Genomic DNA, 19,706 nt, shown 5'->3' with positions numbered 1-19,706 from the left:
CGTATCAGGACCCCGCTCGACGGTACAGGCTACCATGGCACGTGGCGACCGGCTCGACGCCTATCAGTTCTACGAGGAGGACTGGGACAGCTACGAGCAGTTGCGCGAGGACTTCGAGTGGGAGGTCCCCGACCAGTTCAACATGGCCACCTACGTCTGCGACCGCTGGGCGACGGACCGGCGACGGGTGGCCCTGTTCGGCGAACGCGAATCCCAGGGGGAGCCGTCGACGCAACCCGACGCAACCGGCGTCCCCGCGAGCGACCGCGAGACCTACACCTTCTGGCAGTTCCGGAACATCACGAACCGGCTGGCGAACTACCTGCGCGAACGGGGCGTCGAGCGGGGCGACCGCGTCGGCGTGAACGCGCCCCAGCGGCCGGAGACGGTGTTCGCCCACGTCGCCGCCTGGAAACTCGGCGCGGTCTCGGTGCCGCTGTCGACGCTGTTCGGCCCCGACGCCGTCGAGTACCGGCTGGACGACTGCGACGCCGTCGCCGCCGTGGTCGACGCCTCGAACCTCGACAGCGTCCGGGAGGCCCGCGAGTCCCTGCCCGCGCTGGAGACGGTCGTGACCGTCGGGGACGCCGACACGCGGGACGACGAGGTCGCGTTCCAGGACGCCGTCGCCGACCAGCCCCGGACGTTCGAGACGGTCGCAACCGACGCCGAGGACGACGCCATCATCATCTACACCTCGGGGACGACTGGCGATCCGAAGGGCGTCCGGCACGCCCACCGCATGCTGCTCGGTCACCTCCCGCTGTTCGTCACGACGATGCTGAACGTGGAGTCGCCCGAGGGCGGCGTGTTCTGGACGCCGGCCGAGTGGGCCTGGATCGCCTCGCTGTTCGACGTGGTGGTGCCCGCGCTCTACTACGGCCAGCCGGTCGTCGCCTACGACGGCGGCCAGTTCGACCCGGAGATAGCCTTCGAGGTGATCGAGCGCTACGGGGTCACCAACTTCTTCGCCCCGCCGACGGCCCTGCGGATGATGATGCAGGTCGAGGACACCGACCGGTTCGACGTGGGGACGCTGGACACCATCGCCAGCGGCGGCGAGTCGCTCGGTCAGAACATCGTCGACTGGGCTGCGGACACCTTCGGCGGGACGACCGTCCACGAGGGCTACGGCCAGACGGAGGCGAACATGCTGGTCGGCGGCTGTACTGCCCTCACGGAGTTCCGCGAGGGGTACATCGGCCGCGCCGGCCCCGGCCACGAGATCGCCATCGTCGACCCCGAGACGGCCGAGCCGACCGTCGACCGCGGCGAGGTCGGCGAGATCGCCCTCCGGTACGAGGGCAACCCCGTCTGCTTCGTGGAGTACTGGAACAAACCCGAGAAGACCGCGGGCAAGGTCCGGAACGGCTGGCTGCTCACGGAGGACCTCGGGCTGCTGGACGAGGACGGCTACCTCCAGTTCAAGAGCCGCAAGGACGACGTGATCATCTCCGCGGGCTACCGCATCGGCCCGGAGGAGGTCGAGGACAGCGTCGCCGGCCACGAGGCCGCCGCCGACGCCGCCATCATCGGCGTCCCCGACGACGAGCGCGGGACGGTCCCGAAGGCCTTCGTCGTCCTCGCCGAGGGCTACGACCCGACCGAGGAGACCCGTGAGTCGCTCCGCCAGCACGTCCGCGACCGCCTGGCCAAGTACGAGTACCCCCGCGACATCGAGTTCGTCGACGACCTCCCCAAGACCGCGACGGGGAAGGTCAGACGCGCCTCCCTCCGGGAGCGCGAGGGGCTGGACTAACTGGCCACCGGCCGCATTGACCACTCACGCCGCCGAGGAGTGCAGCACGTCCGGAGCGGTTCAGCATCGAACGTTCCTCGTGACTCCGCCGAGCTATCGGGTTTAATCGACCGAGAGCCGTGTGAACACTTCCCGAAGGTACATCACGCCGCCCGGAGCAGTGTGGGGCATGCGTATCGAGGAACTCCTCGAGACCCGGACCGAGAAGACGCCCGCGAAGCCGTTTCTGACGTTCCCGGACGAGGCGTACACCTACCGCGAGGTGACCGTGCGGTCGAAGCGCTACGCCAGCGCGCTGGCCGACCTGGGGGTCGACGCCGGCGACCCCGTGGCGCTGTTCCTCCCGAACACACCGGAGTTCCTCTTCTGTCTGTTCGGGTGTGCCTACCGCGACGCCGTCGCCGCGCCATCGAACCCGGCGTACACCGCCCGCGAACTCGAACACGCCCTCTCCCTCTCGCGGCCGGACCTGCTCGTGACGACGCCCGACCTGGCCGGGACGGCTCGGGCGGCCGCCGAAGAAACCACCGTGGAGCGCATCGTCACGACCGAAGCCACTGCCGACCACGACTCCCTCCCGGCGCTGGCCGACGACCAGTCGCCCGAGGTCGCCGACCACGGCGGCGACGCCGAGTCGATCGGGCTCCACATGTACACTTCCGGGACCACGGGTCCGCCCAAGGCCGTCGAGTGCCAGCACGAGAACTGGACCATCAGCGCCGTCGACTTCCAGAAGCGGATGGGGTTCACCCACGACGACACGCTGTTTACCGCCCTGCCGCTCTTTCACGCCAACGCCCAGATCTACTCGACGCTGGGGGCCGCGGCCGCGGGCGCAGAGGTCGTCATATACGAGGACTTCTCCACCTCGAACTGGTGGGACTGGTGTCGCGAGCACGGCGTCACGGAGTTCAACGCGATGGGGAGCATGCTCAAGATGCTCGACAACGTCCCCGAGCAGGAGGACGACGCCGACAACCCCGTCGAACTCGTCTTCTCTGCGGGCACACCACCGGACCTCATCGAACCCTTCGAGGCGCGGTTCGACCTCCGGGTCGTCGAGGGCTACTCGCTGACCGAGGACCCCATGCTGGTCCTCAACCCGACCGATCCCGAGAAGCGAAAGGTCGGGTCGATCGGACTCCCGCCGGCCGAGAAGCGGATCCGCGTCGTCGACGAGGACGGCGACCCGGTGGATCCGGGCGAGCGAGGCGAGATCGTCCAGGACTGTCCCGCGCTGATGGCAGGCTATCACCGCCAGCCCGAGAAGACCGACGAGGCGATCCGGGACGGCTGGTTCCACACCGGCGACTACGGGAAGATCGACGAGGACGGCTTCGTCTACTTCCTCGATCGCAAGAAAGACATCGTCCGCCGGGGCGGGGAGAACATCTCCTCGTTCGAGGTCGAGGGAGTCATCAAAGCCCTCTCGGCCGTCGACGAGGTGGCGGTCATCCCCAGTCCCGACGAGTTCTACGGCGAGGTGGTCAAGGCGATGGTGCGGCGGAAGGAGGGTCACGATCTCGCCCCGGAGGACGTGGTCGCGGCCTGCCGTGGCGAACTGGCGTCGTACAAGCTCCCCGAGTACGTCGAGTTCGTCGACGACTTCCCCTATACGCCGACCGGCAAGATCCAGAAACAGCAGCTCCGCGAGCGCGAGCGATCCGAGGAGCCCGACCACTGGGCACGCGAGGGCGACGCCGAATAACCGCTGGTTCGCCCGCTCGCCCCCTCACTCGCCGAACCGCGTCAGCGCGTCGAGTTCTTCCTCGGGCACGTCTTCGAAGGCTTCGCGGGCGACGGTGCGCTTGTGGACCTCGTCGGCCCCGTCGACGATGCGGAACTGCCGGACGCTCTCGTAGAAGTCCGCGACGGGCAGGTCCTTGGCGATCCCGTTGCCGCCGAGGAACTGCAGGGCGGTGTCGATGGCTTCCTGGGTGGCGTTCGCCGTGAACACCTTCGCCATGCTCACCTCGACGCGGGCCTCGTGGCCGGCGGCGATGCGGTCGGCGGCCTGCCGGACGAGCGAGCGGGCGGCCGCCAGGTTGGTCTCTTGCTCGGCGATGACCATCCGCGGGTGCTGTTTGTCGGCCAGCTTCTCGCCGAAGGCGTCGCGTTCGCTCATGTAGGCCTTGGTCACGTCCAGCGCCCGCTCGGCCATCCCGGAGTAGCGCATGCAGTGGGTCAGGCGGGCGGGCCCGAGCCGTTCCTGGACGTGCTGGAAGCCCTTCCCCGCCTCGCCGAGCAGGTGTTCTTCGGGGACGCGCACGTCGTTGTACTTGATCTCGGCGTGGCCCATCCCGTGCACGTCGCTGCCGACGTGGGGGATGTTCCGGACGACCTCGACGCCGTCGGCGTCTTTCGGGACGAGGAACACCGAACAGCCCTCGTAGGGGTGGGCCTCCTGGTCGGTTCGGGCGAACACGAGCAACACGTCGGCCTTGATGCCCTTGCTGGTCCACCACTTGTGGCCGTTGATGACCCACTCGTCACCGTCCTTTTCGGCGGTGGTCTTGAGCATCTTCGGGTCGGAGCCGCCGCCCTGCATCGGCTCGGTCATCGAGAACCCGGAGGCGATCTCGCCCTCGACGAGGGGTTTCAGGTACTCCTCTTTCTGGAGCTCGGAGCCGTGCAGTTCCAGCAGGTGCATATTCCCCTCGTCGGGGGCGTCGACCCGCATCGCGATCTGGCCCAGCGTCGACCGTCCGGCCTCCTCGAAGGTCGGGAGTGTGTCACGGAAGTCGTAGCCCATGCCGCCGTACTCCTCGTCGATCTGCGGGGCGTAGACGCCGTACTCGCGGGCCGCCTCGCGGAGTTCGTCGATGGTGCTGTCCGACACTGCCATTCCGCCCGACAGTTCCCGCTCTTTCGGGAGGACGACTTCCTCCATCAGGTCGTGTGCGCGTTCGGCCAGTTCCTCGGCCGCCTCGGAGTCGTTGAACGTGAGCATCTTCCCGAGAAATTCCGGCCCGGCCATCATAAATCCCGTGCCGAAATCTCACAATGTTAGAATATCAGTCGAAAAGCTCTCACGTTGTTAGTGCCCTCTGTCGGGTTGCGGGCGGAACCGCTTAGGGGGTCGGCTCCGAGGGGTCGGGCGTGACGACCGGGGAACCGACGACGCGCGACGGGTTGCTGGCGCGGGCGGCCGAGTACGCCGCGACGGTGCCCATCGACCTCGACGTGGCGCAACTGGAGTGGGCGATCTCGGAACGTGCCCGGCGGCGGGCCGGCTGTTGCCGGTACGACGCCGACAGCGGCGAAATCACCGTCGTCCTGACCTGGGACGCCTACCGGGAGTTCGGCTGGGACGAGTTCGTCGGGACGATCCGCCACGAACTCGTCCACGCCTGGGAGTTCCAGCGGTTCGGCGAGTCCGGCCACGGTGACCGCTTCTACCGGAAGGCCGACGGGATCGACGCGCCGCGCCACTGTCGGTCGTTCACCGACGGCCGGCTCGAACTGGTCTGCACCGACGAGCACTGCGACTGGCGGCCCGAGCGCCACCGCGCCTCGAAGCCCGTTCGTCAGCCCGATGCGGCTTACCAGTGTGGCGACTGTGGCAGCGAGTACGTCGTCCGACACCGTACCTCCGGCCGGACCTGGCGGACGGCGGACGGGTACGAACGCGCTCGCGAGGCGCTGGGCGACGACTGGTGAGACATATATAACTCTCCGGAGCGTCCGGGGGTCCGTTTCGGCTGCCGCTGGGGGCGGCCCGGACGCGGAGCAGTCAGTCGGTTCTCGACCCGAAGTGGGCGGGTTCGGCCGGCCGGCGCTCGGATCGCACCCCTCGCGGTTCCAGCGACCGCCCGCCGCCGGAGGGGGACGACTTATGCGGCCGATGGCCCTACACACGCATATGGCAAGTGTTCGGATCGGCTCGGCGTTCGGTATCCCGATTCGCCTGGGCGGATCGTTTCTGCTCGTTCTCCCGGTGCTGGTCTTCCTGATCGGGTCGCAGGTCGGCACGACCGCGGAGGTCCTCGGCGAGTCGCTCGGGACGACCATCGACGCGGCGGCCCTCGGCGCGGGGTCGCTCCCCTGGGTGCTGGGGCTAGCCGCCGCGCTCGGACTGTTCGCCGGCGTGTTGATCCACGAGTTCGGCCACGCCCTCGTGGCCCAGCGGTTCGGCGTCCACGTCGACTCGATCACCCTCTGGTTTCTCGGCGGGCTGGCCCAGCTGGAGGAGTTCCCCGAGGACTGGCAACAGGAGTTCACCATCGCCGTCGCCGGTCCCATCGTCAGCGTCGGCGTCGGCGCGGTCTGTTACGCGGCCTTCCTGGCCTTCCCGGTCGGCCAGCCCGCGCCGCGGTTCGTCTTCGGCTACCTGGCCATCCTGAACGTCTTCCTGGCCGCGTTCAACCTCCTGCCCGGGTTCCCGATGGACGGGGGGCGCATCCTCCGGGCAATCCTCTCGCGCAACCGCTCCCGGCTGGACGCCACGCGCATCGCCGCCGGCGTCGGGAAGGGCTTCGCCGTCCTGCTCGGGCTGGGCGGCATCCTGCTCGGCCAGCTGTTCTGGATCGCCATCGCCTTCTTCATCTACATCGGCGCGACCGGCGAGACCCGCCAGCTGATCCTCGAAGCCGCCTTCGAGGGGCTGTCCGTCGCCGACGTCATGACGCCCGCGGGCGACCTCTCGACGGTCACGCCCGAGACCAGCGTCGCCGACCTCGTGGACCGGATGGTCAAGGAGCGCCACACCGGCTACCCGGTCGTCACCGAGTCCGGCGACCTCCGGGGGATCGTGACCCTCTCCGACGTGCAACAGGTCGATCAGGTTGAGCGCGACGCGATGCGCGTCGCGGACGTGATGACCACGGACCTGCGGACGGTCACGCCCGACACGGAGGCCGAGGACGCCGTCTCGACCATCCTCGGCCAGAACGTCGGCCGCCTGCTGGTCGTCGACGAGACCGGCGACCTCGCCGGCCTGGTCTCCCGGACGGACCTGATGACCGTCTTTCAGATCCTCCAGGAGAGCCGCTCGGCGGCGCTGGGCAAGCCGGCCGGGGAGCCGCCCCTCCAGCGGTAGGCAGTCGCCGGCCGCCCCGCCGCCCGCACGCACCGCGCAACCGAACAGTGATGTGGCTCGCGGTTCCAGAGAGCACAACGGCGAATTCCGATGCCTCAGCGCTACAACCCCTCGCAGGTCACGGAGTACTGGCAGCACGTCTGGGCGGAGGAAGGGGTCTACGACTGTCCCGACGACGCCGAGGACCCCACCTACGTCCTCGGGATGTTCCCCTACACCTCCGGGGCGCTCCACATGGGCCACGTCCGCAACTACGCGATCACCGACGCCTACGCCCGCTACCGGCGGATGTGCGGCGACGACGTGCTCCACCCGATGGGCTGGGATGCCTTCGGCCTCCCCGCGGAGAACGCCGCCTTCGAGCGCGACACCGACCCGGAGTCGTGGACCCGCACCTGCATCGAGCGGATGCGCGACGAACTCGAACGGATGGGCTTTGGCTACGACTGGTCCCGGGAGATCACGACCTGTGACCCCGAGTACTACCGCTGGAACCAGTGGCTCTTCACCCAGTTCTACGAGGAGGGACTGGTCGACTACGAAGGGGCCGCGGTCAACTGGTGTCCCGACTGCGAGACGGTGCTGGCCGACGCGCAGGTCAACGAGCACGAGCGCGAGGCTAATACCGGGACCGAGACCGTCGAGGTCTGCTGGCGCTGTGAGACGCCGGTCGGCCGCCGAGAACTCGACCAGTGGTTCCTCTCTATCACCGACTACGCCGCCGAACTCCACGCCGACCTCGACGACCTCGACGGGTGGCCCGAGGGCGTCCGGGACATCCAGCGCAACTGGATCGGCCGCCAGGAGGGCGCTCGCGTCGCGTTCGAGATCGACGCCCCGGCGGACGACGCCCTCGACGGCGACGCGGTGGACGTGTTCACGACCCGTCTGGACACGCTGTTCGGCGCGACCTACATCGCGCTCTCGCCGGGTCACGACCTCGCCGACGCAATCGCCGTCGAGGACGAAGCCGTTGCCGAGTACGTCGATTCGGTGCGGGCGGCCGACCCCGGCGAGGGCGGGATGTCCGGCGTCGACACCGGAGTGACCGCGACCCACCCACTGACCGGCGAGGCGATCCCCGTCTACGTCGCGGCCTACGTGCTGGACGACGTGGGGACGGGGGCGGTCATGGGCGTGCCAGCGCACAACGAGCGCGACCACGCCTTTGCCACCGAGCAGGACCTCCCAATAGAGCAGGTGATCGAACCCATCGGCGACGCGACGGCCGACCTGCCCGCCGACCCGTACACCGAGGACGGGATGCTCACCGCGAGCGGCGAGTACGACGGGCTGGCCAGCGCGGCCGCCCGCGAGCAGTTACAGGCCCACGACGCCGTCGAGAGCGACGTGACCTACCGGCTCCGGGACTGGCTCATCTCCCGCCAGCGCTACTGGGGGACGCCCATCCCCATCGTCCACTGCGACGAGTGTGGCCCCGTGCCGGTCCCCGAGGACGACCTCCCCGTGGAACTGCCCGAGTACGTCCAGACGACGGGCAACCCCCTCGCCGAGAACGACGAGTTCGTCGAGACCACCTGTCCGGAGTGTGGCGGCCCCGCCGAGCGCGAGACCGACACGATGGACACCTTCGTCGACTCTTCGTGGTACTTCCTGCGCTACCTCTCGCCCGATCTGGACGACGCGCCCTTCGACACCGACGTGGCCGACGAGTGGCTCCCGGTCGACGTGTACGTCGGCGGCGAGGAACACGCCATCCTCCACCTGCTGTACATCCGCTTTTTCACCCGTGCGCTGGCCGATCTCGGCCTGCTCGACGCCCGCGAACCCGTCGAGCAGTTGGTCAACCAGGGCACGGTGTTGAAAGACGGCAAGAAGATGTCCAAGTCGAAGGGCAACGCCATCGCCCCCCACGAGTACGGCGCGGAGACGACGCGGCTGTTCGTCCTCTCGGCGGCCCACCCCCGTCAGGACTTCGAGTGGACCGTCAAGAACGTCAGGACGGCCTACGAGTTCCAGCAGGAGCTGTACGGGATGGTGGCGGAGTTCAGTGAGGGGGAAATCGAGAGCCGGACCGAGAGTGAACCGCACGACGCCTACCTCGAACGGGAGATCGACCGGACCATCGCGGCGGTGACGACCGAGTACGACCGCTTCCGGTTCCACCAGGTCGTCGGCGAACTCCGGCGCTTCGCCCGCCTGCTCCGGCGCTATCGGGACTACGAACCCCCGTACAAGTACGCCTACAGTCGCGCGCTCCGGACGCTCGCGGCGCTGGTCGCGCCAATCGCGCCGTACCTGGGTGAGGAGCTGTGGCACCTGCTCGGTGAGGACGGGTTGGCCGCGGGGGCCGACTGGCCGACCGCGCTCCACGACGTGGACGACTTCCGGATCGAGCGGGAACTCGTCCGGAACACGCTCGACGACGTGCGGGAGATTACGGACGTGGTCGACATCGACGACCCGGAAAGGATCGAGATCGTCGTCGCCCAGGACTGGAAGTACCGGGCCTACGGGATCGCTCGCGAAGCCGCTGCCGACACCGCCGTCGTGGGCCAGGTCATGGACGACGAGGCGGTCCGCGACCACGGCGAGGCGGCCGCCGACTTCGCCGCGTCGCTGGGCGAGCGCAGCGCCGAACTCGAACCGACGATGGCTCCGGACCGCGAGCGCGAGATCCTGAAGCAGGCGGTCTGGCTCTTCGAAGACGAGTTCGGGGCCGCGGTCACGGTCCGGCAGGCCGCCGACGGCGACGACCTCGCGGCCAAGGCCGAACCCAACCGGCCGGCGATCCACATCCACTGAGCGGCCGGCGGTCCGGCCACGGACCGCGGTTCGTGGCTTCGACACGACCGATACGCATTTCTGACAGCTTCGTGACGCACCGGATAGGATGGCAGTTTCGGTCCGAAGTACGGTACGTGGCATGGGGACGCGGGCGAATCCGGCGTTCGCGGTCGGGGCGGTGGCCGTCCCGGTCGCGCTACTGGTTTACGCGGTGACACTCGGGACGCTCCAGCAACATACCTACGTTCACGTCATGGCGGGCGTGCTGTGGACGGGGACGGACCTGTTCATGGCGCTCGTGCTGGGGCCGGTGCTGGGCGGGCTCGCCGTCGAGGAACGCGCGAGCGTCTTCCGGCGACTCACGCCGAAGACCTCGTTTCTGTTGCCCTCGCTGGCGCTCGTGACCATCGCAGGTGGGATCACGCTCGTGCTCCGTAGCCCCGTCTGGCCGTTCCCGCACGCACACGCCTGGCTGGCGCTGTTGACCGCAGCGACACTGTTGCCCGCCCTCGCGCTGATCGGCTGGCAGTTCGACGCGTTCACCGACTGGCGGTGGCTCGTCGCCTTCGGCGTCGCGCTCGTGGGCAGCGGCGCGTACCTCGCCGTCGCCCTGCCGAACTTCGGGATGACCCGGCCGGTGTTCGTGGTCATTCTGGCGATCGTCACGGTCCTCAGCGTGCTTGGCTTTGGCGTCTTGATGCCCGGCGAGGTGCGGATGTACCTGGAGATGCAGTCGGCCGACCCCGACGCCGATCTCATCAGCGACATTGGGATGCGCAACGCGAAACTCAGCGCGATTCAGGGACTGTTCCAGCTACTGATCATCGTCGCCATGGTCTACCTGCGCTGGGGCGGATTCTAGGGTTTTACACCGCTCGGGCTCCGTGACGGCTCATGGATCGCGAACGAACCCGTCGCGCCGTGCTGGGCGCGCTGCTGGCGGGCGGGGTCGTCGGTGCCGCCGGGACGCCGATCCGGCGCTATCTCGACCGGTTCGCGCCGTTCGGCGGCGACCTCTGGGACACCGCCGGCGACGACCTCCCCGAGACCGTCGAGAGCCCGTACGGCGCGGCGACGGTGCGCTACGACGATCACGGCGTGCCCCACGTGTCGGCCGACGACGAACGGGCGCTGTACTTCGCAGTCGGGTACGTGCAGGGGGTCGACCGCCTCTTTCAGATGGACCTCCAGCGCCGGCAGATGCGCGGCGAACTGTCGGCGGTCGTCGGCGACGCGACGCTGGCGTCCGACCGCTTTCACGTCCTGATGGATTTCGCTGGCGCGGCCGAGGCGTCATGGCAGCGGGTCGAAGGCACCGAGACGGGCGACCTCGTCACGGCGTACACCGAGGGCGTCAATCGCCACGTCGACAGCGACCGACCGCTCCCGATAGAGTACGACCTGCTGGGCTTCGAGCCGGAGCCCTGGACGCCGGCCGACGCCATGCTCGCCGAGAAACAGATCGGCTGGACGCTCACCGGGCGCTTCCGGACGCTCCGCGAGGCGACTGTCACCGCGGCGCTCGGGCCGGACGTCGCCGAGACGCTGTTTCCCACGCAGATGGACCACGAGGCGGCCATTCTGCGCGACCAGTCGTTCTCGGCCGACACCGGGTGGACCACGGCCGAGTCCGGGGCAGGTGGGACTGATGCGTCCCGGTCGGCGACCGCGGTCGACCCCGACCTCGTCGACTGGCTCGGTGCCTTCGAGTCGCCGCGGGGGATCGGGTCGAACTCCTGGGTCGTTTCGGGCGAACACACGGCCTCGGGGTCGCCGCTACTGGCCAACGACCCGCACCTCTCCCTGATGGCACCGCCGGTCTGGTACGAGATGCACCTCACAGGCCCGGAGACAGACGTTCGGGGCGTGACCTTCCCGGGCGTCCCCTTCGTCGTCATCGGCGAAAACGACGCCGGAGCGTGGGGATTCACCAACACCGGGACCGACGTCATCGACTTCTACGAGTACGACACCCGCGACGGGCAGTACCGCTACGGCGAGGAGTGGCGCGACTTCGAGACCGAGCAACGAACCATCGCGGTCGCCGACGGCGACGACCGGACGGTGACGGTCCGCAAGACGGTCCACGGGCCGATGCTGGGCGTCGAGAGCGACGGCGACGAGTTCCGAACCGAGGTGGCCGTCGCGTGGACGGGACTCGGTGCCACGCGAACCACGGCGGCCGTCTCCGAGTTGAACCGGAGCGAGGGGCTGGATGACGCCCTGTCCGCGGTTCGGAAGTTCGACCTGCCGACACAGAACTTCGTCTACGCCGACCGCGACGGCAACACCCACTACCGAGTGGTCGGGAAAGTGCCGATCCGACGGACCGCCGGCGAGGCGGTCCGGGGCGACCGGGTGTTCGACGGCTCCGCCCGCGAGGGGGAGTGGGCCGGCTACACGCCGTACGGGGAGACGGAGTGGGACGGCGACGGGTTCATCGCCTTCGAGGAGATGCCCCACGTCGACCAGCCCGAGTATCTCGGGACCGCCAACCAGCGCGTCCTCCCGCGGGACGACGACTATCCGTACTACTTCGAGAAGCCCTACTCGACACCGTTCCGCGGGCTGCGCCTGTGGGAACGCCTCGACGAACGTGTGGCCAGCGACGAGGCCGCCGACCCGGCGTTCATGCGGCGTCTCCAGCGAGACGTGTACGACAAACGGGCCGAGCAGTTCGTCCCCGTCATGCTCGATGTCCGCGATGATCTCCGGAGCGGGAGCGACGCACGCGCGCTGCTCGACGAACTCGACGACTGGGACTACCGCATGAGCCGTGACGCTCGTGGCGCACTGATCTTCGAGAAGTTCATGCAGAGCTACCGACACGTCGTGTTCGGCGACAGGCTGGAACAGGCACTCGGTGAGCGCCGGAACGTGTCGGCGTACTACGGCACCGACTGGTCGCTGATACAGTTGCCGCCCGATTCGGCGTGGTTCTCGGACGGCCGGCCGGAAGCGATCAGGCAGGCGCTGTCGACGACGGCCGTCCAGTTCGACAAGCAGGGCTGGGAGACCTACGGCGACTACAACGTCACGGCCATCGACCACCCGTTCGACCGGTCGTGGCTGAACTATCCACGGTACGCGACCGACGGCTCGGGCGCGACACTGAACAACTTCCACAGAGAGGAGCAGTTCGGGAGTAGCTGGCGGATGATCTGCCCGATGGACAAATCGGCGGCCACCTCCGAGGGTGCCTTCCCCGGCGGCAACGACGGCTCGGTCTTCTCGGATCACTACCACGACCAGTTGCGCGCCTGGGCCGACGGCGAGTACAAGCCGATCCCGCTCGGGACCAACGGCGAGATCGCCGTGCGGTTCGAGGAGGGCGAGCGATGAGCGAACAGTCCGGGACACTCGGTGGCCGCCTCGACGCGCTCCGGGCGGACCCGCGCCACCGCCGGCTCGCGGCCGTGGGAGCCGTCGTCGTCGGACTGGCGATCGTCCCGGTCCACTGGCTGGGGTTCGTCCTCGGCGGGGCGCTCGTCGCGCTCACCCAGCCCTCGCTGGGCCGTGGCCTGCTCGCTGGCCTCGGCTTCGGTATCCTCTCGTGGCTCGTCTTCGCTCTCTGGCTCGCAGGCACGGGCAACCTGGGACTCTTCCTCGGCATGGGACAAGTCTTCGCGGTCAGCACCGCCATCCCGCTCGTCGGGAGTCTGCTGGGCGCGCTGGCTCGCGGAATCCGCTAGCTATCTTGATACAGCGAGAGAATCCCGGCGTTCACGCCGGGCGTGAATCGCGTAAGCTTTGATACGACGCCACCGGGTGACAGACGGGCTGGATATTCTATGTTCACTTTCACCCCGGTTGGCCACTACTTATCAATTTCACACACAACAGGCTATGTATGGCGGATCAGGTCACTCGCACCTACGTTGCATCCATTCGCAACCACCAGCAGGTGCGTGCAGACCTCGATTCGCTCGGGTTCGCTGCCTCGAAACTCTGGAACGTCGCTCGATGGACGTGTGACCGGATTTGGGATGAAACCGGTACGATACCAGACGACGGCGTTCTCAAAGCGTACCTCAAGAATCACGAACGCTACGCGGATTTGAACGCACAATCCAGTCAGGAAATTCTCGAAGAATTGGCTGAAGCGTTCGACTCGTGGTACACGCTCCGTGGGAACGGTGACGAGAAGGCGAACCCACCCGGCTACCGCAAACATGGCGACGAGCATCCACGCTCGACAGTCACGTTCAAAGAAGATGGGTTCGAGCACGACCTCGAACATAATCAGATTCGACTCTCGAAGGGACGGAATCTGAAAGACGGACGGCAGGACTTCATTCTCTGTGAATATGCTGCTGACCCAGATGTGGCCATCAAGAACGTCCAACAGGTCCGAGCAGTCTGGACTGATACCGAGTGGGAGTTGCACATCGTGTGCAACGTCGAGATCGGCGACCCTGACCCACCGGGCGACCGGGTGGCAGGTATCGACCTCGGTATCTGCAATTTCGCCGCTGTTGCGGTTGGCGACGATGCTCTGCTGTATCCCGGCGGCGCACTCAAAGAGGATGAGTACTACTTCCTGAAAGAGCGAGCGAAGTGCGACGATAGTGACTCACAGAAGGCACGGCGACTGGACCGGAAGCGCGACGAGCGCCGGACGCACTTCTTCCACGCCGTCTCGAAGGATATAGTAGCCGAGTGCGCCGCTCGTAACGTCGGGAAAATTGCCGCAGGCGACTTGACTGGTATCCGCGAGGACGCCGACTGGGGCGACCACGGCAACCTCGACTTGCATGGGTGGGCGTTCGACAGGTTCACCGAGATGCTGGAATACAAAGCCGCTGAACACGGTATCAGCGTCGAGCGTGTGGATGAGCGTGACACGTCCAAGTCTTGCGCATCCTGTGGAACGACCGAGGACAGCCAACGTGTTGAACGTGGGCTGTACGTCTGTGAGGAGTGTGGACTGGTCGCCAATGCCGACGTGAACGGGGCTGAAAACATCCGACAGAAGGTACTCCCGACTCTCGCCTGTGATGGGGGAGATAGGGATAACGGCTGGATGGCACAGCCAGCGGTGCGCCTGTTCGAGAAATCCACGGGGCGAGTTGCCCCACAAGAACAGGTGTGCCGCGAACCATAATATCCCAACGCCTGGGAAACCCCGGCGTTCACGCCGGGGAGGACGTCATCACGTATCACTACTACTGTAAGTCGCTGGCCGACCTACTGGTGGTATGGCATTCGACGACGTAACTCTGTTCGAGCTACACTTCGACGGCGCGACCATCGGCATTCCGGCCCCTGGGGAGGACGTGGACGACGTAGTCGTCACCGACCCCGAGCGCATGATCAAGGGCGAGGACGTGGCGATGGCCGAGGGCGAGATGGAGCACTCCTCGCCGTCCCGCGGCCGACGCGTGATCGGTGTCGTGGCCGTCGTGGCCGCCGCGGTGGCGGCCCGTGCGATGTACCGACGCCGGGGCGGCCGTGACGAGGGGGCCGCGGTGGCGGTCGAGTCCGTCGACCCCGACGACCCCGGGGCCGAACCGGTCGAGCAGTGAGGACCAGCGGGGGTGGCCACCCGCCGTCCGGTTCGCTTCACCAGCCAGTACGATGCGACTACTTTTATTCGCGGCTCCGCTATCCCGGACAGGTCGCCGTAACGATGTCGGACGTCCGCTTTCGTCGGGCCGAGCCGGAGGACGCAGAAGCGATTCTCTCGATCAAGCGGGCGGCGATCGAGGACCTCGAACACTGGCAGTACAGTCCCGAACAGGTCGACGCCTGGAAACCGGAGGACAGCTACCTCGCCACGTTCGAGGAGGCCATCGGCGACGACCGCTTCATCGTCCACGTCGGGGAGCGTGACGACCGGATCGTCGGCTACGGGGCGCTGAACGTCCCCGACGAGCGTATCGACGCCGTCTACGTCCACCCCGACCACCACGGCCACGGCGTCGCCACGGCGCTGGTCAAACAACTCGAACTCTCCGCGCAGTTCCAGGGTATCGAACAAATCGACATCGTCGCGGCGCGCAACGCCGTCCAGTTCTACGAGTCGGTCGGCTACTGGCAACTCGACGACGAAGTGACCACCATCGAGGACGTCTCCGTCGAGTTCGTCCGCATGCGCAAACACGTCGCCGACGACGCGGACCCGTTCGACGGCGACCGCGACCCCGGCGACACGCCGGATCTCACCGGCGACGACGCGAGTGATGGTCCCGTCGAAGGCCCGTCAGCCCCGCGGCTCGCCGACTCCGAAGCCCCCGACTGGTTCCAGCTCGACGAGTGGCTCGACGACGAGACCGGCGACGTGGACGAACTGTTCGACTCCACCGACGAATCCGACGGTTAACCCTCTCTTCGACTGGAACCGATATTCACCGTCGTCCCGCTCACTACGACTGTTCGTGCAGTCGAAACGAAGGGGTGTTGTAGGTCCGGTGACAGGTACGGGGGTGGACAGTATTACCGCTCGGCGGCCGGCGCGAACACGTCGTCGTGGAGGCGGTCGGCGACGGTGTCGCTGAGCGTCCGGAGGTTGACGGCGTCCTCGCGGTTGTACGAGACCAGCGTTTCGAGCGCGCCGTCGCGGCCGCGCTGGTGTTCCTTCCAGAGGCGAACGGCGTCCTCGCCGGAGATGTCGGGGCGGTCGCGTTCGACGCCGATCTCCTGCTCGATCACCTTGAGCCCGCCCGTGAGGCCGAGTTGCTTGCAGGGGTACATGAGATCGAGGTGGGGGTGATCGAGCGAGAGGTCGAAGGAAGTCTCGAGGAAGGGCACGTCGAAGCGTTTCCCGTTGAACGTCACGAGCATGGCGGCGTCCTCGAACTGGGCGCGGAGAGCGTCGGCGGTGAGGTCGTCGCCCCGGACGAGGGTGGTGGTCTCGCCGTCCTGGTGGAAGCTGACGGTCGTCACCGTGTCGCGGTGCTGTGAGAGGCCGGTGGTCTCGATATCGAAAAAGCAGGCCTCGGATCGGAAGTTCTCGTACATCCGCCAGCGCTCGCCGCTGGGGAACTGCTCGCCGAAGTAGCGGGCGTCGCCGTCGGCCAGTCGGTCCCGTGCCGTGTCGATGAACGACTGGATCCGGTCGGCCGTGGTCTCCCCGACGACGGAGCCGTCGAACTCGTCCCAGTGGGTGACGCCGGCCTCCCAGAGCCGGCGCTCGGTCGTCTCGCCCACGCCCCGGACCGGAATGAAGCTGTTCTCGATTCGCACACCGACAGGGGTGGGCCCGGCGGACAAAACGCTGTCGCCTGCCGCCGCCGGAGACGATTTATGGTGGTCGCGCACGCAGTCGGGGGTATGACCACCTTCCTCGTCGCCACCGCGTCGGTCCACACGACCGCGGCCGCCTGTGACTACCTCGGCGAACGCACTACCGCCGCGGACACCGTAACCGTCGTCAGCGTCACCGAACCCGACGGCGATCCCCGCGATTCGGGCGACGCCACCAACGTCGCCCGCACGCGTCTCGTCGACCCGACCGTCGAGACGATCACCGAGGCGGGCCGGCCCAGCGAGGTGATCCAGTCGCTGGTCGCCGAGCGCGACGTCGACGAGGTCCTGATCGGCGCGCGACGGGGCGACCCCGACGCCGCGCCCGGACTGGGTGGAACCGCCGCCGACCTGCTGGTGAGTCTCGACGTGCCCGTCGTCGTCGTGCCCCTGCCGGACCTGTCCTGAGCCCGAGACCCCGCTTCTTTTCACCGAGGCCAGCACAGGGGGCGGTATGTCCGGCTCCGAGCTCGCAGCACGGGTCAGGGAGGCGCTCACTGTCGACGCCGAGGCGTTCCAGGAGCGTGCCGAAGCCGAAGCCGAGGAACTGATCGAGGAGGTGTACGACGGCACCTTCGACAACTCCCAGGCCATCATCGGGCTGGAGCAGGAGCTGTACGCCGTCGACGACCGTACCGACGCCCTCAGGCGGGTCCCCCGCCAGCTACTGGACCGCATTGGGTTCGAGAAGGAACTCGGCCTCCACAACGCCGAGATCCAGACCTCACCCGTCCCGCTCTCCCGGTACGGACTGGAAGCTCAGGAGGCCGAACTCCAGGCGCACGTCGACGCCGCCGAGACGGCCGTCGGCCGCGAGAACATCCAGCTCGTCGCCGACGGGATGTGGACCGTTCCGCCAAACGGCGAGACGGCCACCGACTACCTCTGTGACAGCATCGAGGCCGACGGCATCCGCATCGCGACCAACATGTCCGACGCCGTGCGGTACCACACGATGGCCAACACCGACTACCCCTCCGGGCTCCGGATCGACGCCCCCCACGTCACCCTCGAGGCCGACACGGTGATGCCGGAGAGCCTCATCACCTCGATCCAGCCCCACTACCAGGTCCCCCACGCCCCCGACCTGCCCGAACACTTCACCTACGCTCTGCGGGTGGCCGGCCCGCTGGCCGCCCTCGGTGCCAACTCACCCTTCTTCCCGCCGGAGATGTACGACGACGTGCCCGCGGGACAGATCCTGGCCGACGCCTGGATGGAGAACCGCATCACCGTCTTCGAGGACGTGTTGAACCCCCAGACCGGCGACGGCGATCCCAAGGTGTGTTTCCCGCCCGACTTCGACACCGTCGAGGACGCGATCCAGGACATCGCGGGGGACCGCACCATCGTCCCGATGGACGTGCCCGACGGCCAGCGCTTCGACGACCGCTTCCGGCACCTGCGACACAAACACGGCTCCTACTGGCGCTGGGTCCGCCCCGTCTTCGACGGTGCCTCCCGCTCGGCGGCCAACGCCCGTATCGAGTTCCGTCCGCTGGCGGCCCAGCCCACCATCCGGGACGCCGTCGCCTTCCAGGCCCTCTTCGCCGGCCTCATGGAGAGTCTGCCCCGCCGGGAACACCCCGTCCGGAACCTCGACTGGCAGACGGCCAAGGCCAACTTCTACGCCGCGGTCTGTGACGGTCTCCAGGCCGAATTCACCTGGCTCACCGCCGATGCCTCCGAGACCGGCGCTGTCGACGAGATCTACGGCGAGATCTTCGAGTACGCCCGCGACGGCCTCGAACTCCGCGGCCTCTCGACCGAGGAAGCTCGCCGGTACATCCGCCCACTGCGGGAACGCGTCGACCGCCGGACCACGCCCGCCCGCTGGAAACACGAGCTCGTCGAACGCCAGGTCGAGCGTGGTGTGCCACTCACGGAGGCCATCTGGGGCATGCAGGCCCGCTACGTCGAAAAACAGACCGAGACGCTCGTCGAAGGCACCTTCGCCGACTGGTTAGAGGGCTAGTCCGACCCCCGATCAGCGCCGCGACAGCACCACCAGCCCGAGCGCCCCGGCGAGGAACAACAGCACGTCCCCGGCGTCCGGAAGCGGGACGAGCGGGTCACCGAACAACCCGACCGCCATCGCCGCCAGCGCGACCGTCCCCGGGATCGGACGCTCCCGGACCGTCCCCGCCAACACTCGCAGGGACCAGTAGAACCCCGTCAGCTGTCCGGCGATCCACGCACCCGGCGACCGGCTCCCGTCCGGGTTCTCGGCCGGTTCGACCGCTGACAGGTCGTCCCGGTCCACGGTGACGACGGTACCGGTGTGACGACGCGTCCCGTCGGGGCCGGCTACCTGCAGGAGCGTGACGCCGTCCGCATCCGTCCCGACGACGCGATAGACGCCCGGTTCGAGGGCGTCGTCGATAGGTCGGACGTGGTCGTAGACATCGGGGTCGTCGAGGCCGGTGGTTCGGTCGATCATCGCTCGCCCACCGCCGACTCGACGTGTTCCACTGCGGCGGCCGCAGAGTCGACCACTGCGACCCCCTCGATGTCGTGGGTGTCGATGCCAGCCACGGGTCTGCCGAAATCCAGCGCGTGGCCGATCTCCGAGAGGGTGCCCGTCGACCCGTCGATGGCGATGGCCGCGTCGCCGTTCAGGACGACGAGGACGTTCCGGGCGTTGCCCATGGCCGTCGCGATGGCGGTGTCGACGTACTCGTTGGCCGCCTCGCGGTCCGGACCGGGGACGATGCCGATGGTGTCGCCGCCCGCCTCCTCCGCCCCTTCGCAGACGGCTTCCATCACGCCGCCGAGGCCGCCACAGACGACCGTGTGGCCCCGGTCGCCGAGTTCACGACCCACCGCGCGGGCCGTAGCGGCCGTTTCGCGGTCGATCACGCCGCCGCCGATCACGCTGACTCGCATGGGGGTCGGTGTGTCGCCCGACGAGTAAAC

17 protein-coding genes are annotated in these 19,706 nt (G+C 67.9%); 13 read left to right on the top strand and 4 right to left on the bottom strand.

The genetic code is table 11. The features are described 5' to 3' along the window. Positions 1-34 precede the first annotated feature (34 nt). Both MU521_RS08270 and MU521_RS08265 read left to right on the top strand, forming a co-directional pair. Entirely contained in the window at positions 35-1,759 is a 1,725-nt protein-coding gene (locus MU521_RS08270; protein WP_092690356.1) for an acetate--CoA ligase, read from the top strand. A gap of 169 nt (positions 1,760-1,928) precedes the next feature. Continuing rightward, positions 1,929-3,467 (top strand): class I adenylate-forming enzyme family protein, encoded by a 1,539-nt coding sequence (locus MU521_RS08265; protein ID WP_092690358.1) that lies wholly within the window; start codon positions 1,929-1,931, stop codon positions 3,465-3,467. Between the two features lie 24 nt (positions 3,468-3,491). Here the strand turns inward: MU521_RS08265 and MU521_RS08260 are convergent, their stop codons facing one another. Continuing rightward, entirely contained in the window at positions 3,492-4,709 is a 1,218-nt protein-coding gene (locus MU521_RS08260) for an acyl-CoA dehydrogenase family protein (protein WP_092690784.1), read from the bottom strand. 149 nt (positions 4,710-4,858) lie between these two features. Here MU521_RS08260 and MU521_RS08255 point away from each other — a divergent pair, with 149 nt between their 5' ends. From MU521_RS08255 to MU521_RS08215, 9 genes are all read left to right on the top strand, one after another. Next, a complete protein-coding gene (locus MU521_RS08255) occupies positions 4,859-5,419 on the top strand; it encodes a SprT-like domain-containing protein (protein ID WP_092690361.1) in 561 nt (186 codons plus the stop codon). Positions 5,420-5,621: 202 nt separating this feature from the next. After that, the gene (locus MU521_RS08250; RefSeq protein ID WP_092690363.1) at positions 5,622-6,797 is read left to right on the top strand and encodes a CBS domain-containing protein; all 1,176 of its coding nucleotides are present in this window, start codon (positions 5,622-5,624) and stop codon (positions 6,795-6,797) included. Between the two features lie 90 nt (positions 6,798-6,887). After that, positions 6,888-9,563 (top strand): leucine--tRNA ligase, encoded by a 2,676-nt coding sequence (gene leuS / locus MU521_RS08245; RefSeq protein ID WP_092690366.1) that lies wholly within the window; start codon positions 6,888-6,890, stop codon positions 9,561-9,563. A 121-nt stretch (positions 9,564-9,684) separates the two neighbouring features. Next, a complete protein-coding gene (locus MU521_RS08240; RefSeq protein WP_092690368.1) occupies positions 9,685-10,407 on the top strand; it encodes a hypothetical protein in 723 nt (240 codons plus the stop codon). Between the two features lie 32 nt (positions 10,408-10,439). Then, positions 10,440-12,887, top strand: a complete 2,448-nt coding sequence (locus tag MU521_RS08235; protein WP_092690370.1) for a penicillin acylase family protein — start codon at positions 10,440-10,442, stop codon at positions 12,885-12,887. Beyond that, positions 12,884-13,237, top strand: a complete 354-nt coding sequence (locus MU521_RS08230; protein ID WP_092690373.1) for a hypothetical protein — start codon at positions 12,884-12,886, stop codon at positions 13,235-13,237. The genes MU521_RS08235 and MU521_RS08230 overlap by 4 nt, the downstream gene beginning before the upstream one ends. A gap of 158 nt (positions 13,238-13,395) precedes the next feature. After that, positions 13,396-14,649 (top strand): RNA-guided endonuclease InsQ/TnpB family protein, encoded by a 1,254-nt coding sequence (locus MU521_RS08225; RefSeq protein WP_092690376.1) that lies wholly within the window; start codon positions 13,396-13,398, stop codon positions 14,647-14,649. A 94-nt stretch (positions 14,650-14,743) separates the two neighbouring features. Further along, entirely contained in the window at positions 14,744-15,070 is a 327-nt protein-coding gene (locus tag MU521_RS08220) for a hypothetical protein (protein ID WP_092690378.1), read from the top strand. Positions 15,071-15,174: 104 nt separating this feature from the next. Beyond that, positions 15,175-15,867, top strand: coding sequence for a GNAT family N-acetyltransferase (locus MU521_RS08215; protein ID WP_092690381.1), 693 nt, complete (start codon positions 15,175-15,177; stop codon positions 15,865-15,867). Positions 15,868-15,980: 113 nt separating this feature from the next. Here the strand turns inward: MU521_RS08215 and MU521_RS08210 are convergent, their stop codons facing one another. Next, positions 15,981-16,730: a ribonuclease H-like domain-containing protein gene (locus MU521_RS08210; protein WP_092690383.1), complete on the bottom strand. Its 750-nt coding sequence runs from the start codon at positions 16,728-16,730 to the stop codon at positions 15,981-15,983. Between the two features lie 87 nt (positions 16,731-16,817). Between MU521_RS08210 and MU521_RS08205 the strand changes: the two genes are divergently transcribed. Further along, on the top strand, positions 16,818-17,198 hold the full coding sequence (locus MU521_RS08205) for a universal stress protein (RefSeq protein WP_092690385.1): 381 nt from the start codon (positions 16,818-16,820) through the stop codon (positions 17,196-17,198). 46 nt (positions 17,199-17,244) lie between these two features. Further along, positions 17,245-18,765, top strand: coding sequence for a glutamate-cysteine ligase family protein (locus MU521_RS08200; protein ID WP_092690388.1), 1,521 nt, complete (start codon positions 17,245-17,247; stop codon positions 18,763-18,765). 12 nt (positions 18,766-18,777) lie between these two features. Here MU521_RS08200 and MU521_RS08195 read toward each other — a convergent pair whose 3' ends face one another. Beyond that, the gene (locus MU521_RS08195) at positions 18,778-19,230 is read right to left on the bottom strand and encodes a hypothetical protein (RefSeq protein WP_092690390.1); all 453 of its coding nucleotides are present in this window, start codon (positions 19,228-19,230) and stop codon (positions 18,778-18,780) included. Next, positions 19,227-19,676 (bottom strand): TIGR00725 family protein, encoded by a 450-nt coding sequence (locus MU521_RS08190; protein ID WP_092690393.1) that lies wholly within the window; start codon positions 19,674-19,676, stop codon positions 19,227-19,229. The genes MU521_RS08195 and MU521_RS08190 overlap by 4 nt, the downstream gene beginning before the upstream one ends. Positions 19,677-19,706: the final 30 nt, after the last annotated feature.

It is taken from the genome of Halorientalis regularis, from assembly GCF_023698535.1.
GTDB lineage: Archaea > Halobacteriota > Halobacteria > Halobacteriales > Haloarculaceae > Halorientalis > Halorientalis regularis.
This window is presented reverse-complemented; position numbering and strand designations above follow the sequence as displayed.

Coding starts and splice junctions, on each gene's coding strand:
- MU521_RS08270 (WP_092690356.1), top strand. CDS start 35: ATGGCACGTGGCGACCGGCTCGACGCCTATCAGTTCTACGAGGAGGAC.
- MU521_RS08265 (WP_092690358.1), top strand. CDS start 1,929: ATGCGTATCGAGGAACTCCTCGAGACCCGGACCGAGAAGACGCCCGCG.
- MU521_RS08260 (WP_092690784.1), bottom strand. CDS start 4,709: ATGCTCACGTTCAACGACTCCGAGGCGGCCGAGGAACTGGCCGAACGC.
- MU521_RS08250 (WP_092690363.1), top strand. CDS start 5,622: ATGGCAAGTGTTCGGATCGGCTCGGCGTTCGGTATCCCGATTCGCCTG.
- leuS (WP_092690366.1), top strand. CDS start 6,888: ATGCCTCAGCGCTACAACCCCTCGCAGGTCACGGAGTACTGGCAGCAC.
- MU521_RS08240 (WP_092690368.1), top strand. CDS start 9,685: ATGGGGACGCGGGCGAATCCGGCGTTCGCGGTCGGGGCGGTGGCCGTC.
- MU521_RS08235 (WP_092690370.1), top strand. CDS start 10,440: ATGGATCGCGAACGAACCCGTCGCGCCGTGCTGGGCGCGCTGCTGGCG.
- MU521_RS08230 (WP_092690373.1), top strand. CDS start 12,884: ATGAGCGAACAGTCCGGGACACTCGGTGGCCGCCTCGACGCGCTCCGG.
- MU521_RS08225 (WP_092690376.1), top strand. CDS start 13,396: ATGGCGGATCAGGTCACTCGCACCTACGTTGCATCCATTCGCAACCAC.
- MU521_RS08220 (WP_092690378.1), top strand. CDS start 14,744: ATGGCATTCGACGACGTAACTCTGTTCGAGCTACACTTCGACGGCGCG.
- MU521_RS08215 (WP_092690381.1), top strand. CDS start 15,175: ATGTCGGACGTCCGCTTTCGTCGGGCCGAGCCGGAGGACGCAGAAGCG.
- MU521_RS08205 (WP_092690385.1), top strand. CDS start 16,818: ATGACCACCTTCCTCGTCGCCACCGCGTCGGTCCACACGACCGCGGCC.
- MU521_RS08200 (WP_092690388.1), top strand. CDS start 17,245: ATGTCCGGCTCCGAGCTCGCAGCACGGGTCAGGGAGGCGCTCACTGTC.
- MU521_RS08195 (WP_092690390.1), bottom strand. CDS start 19,230: ATGATCGACCGAACCACCGGCCTCGACGACCCCGATGTCTACGACCAC.
- MU521_RS08190 (WP_092690393.1), bottom strand. CDS start 19,676: ATGCGAGTCAGCGTGATCGGCGGCGGCGTGATCGACCGCGAAACGGCC.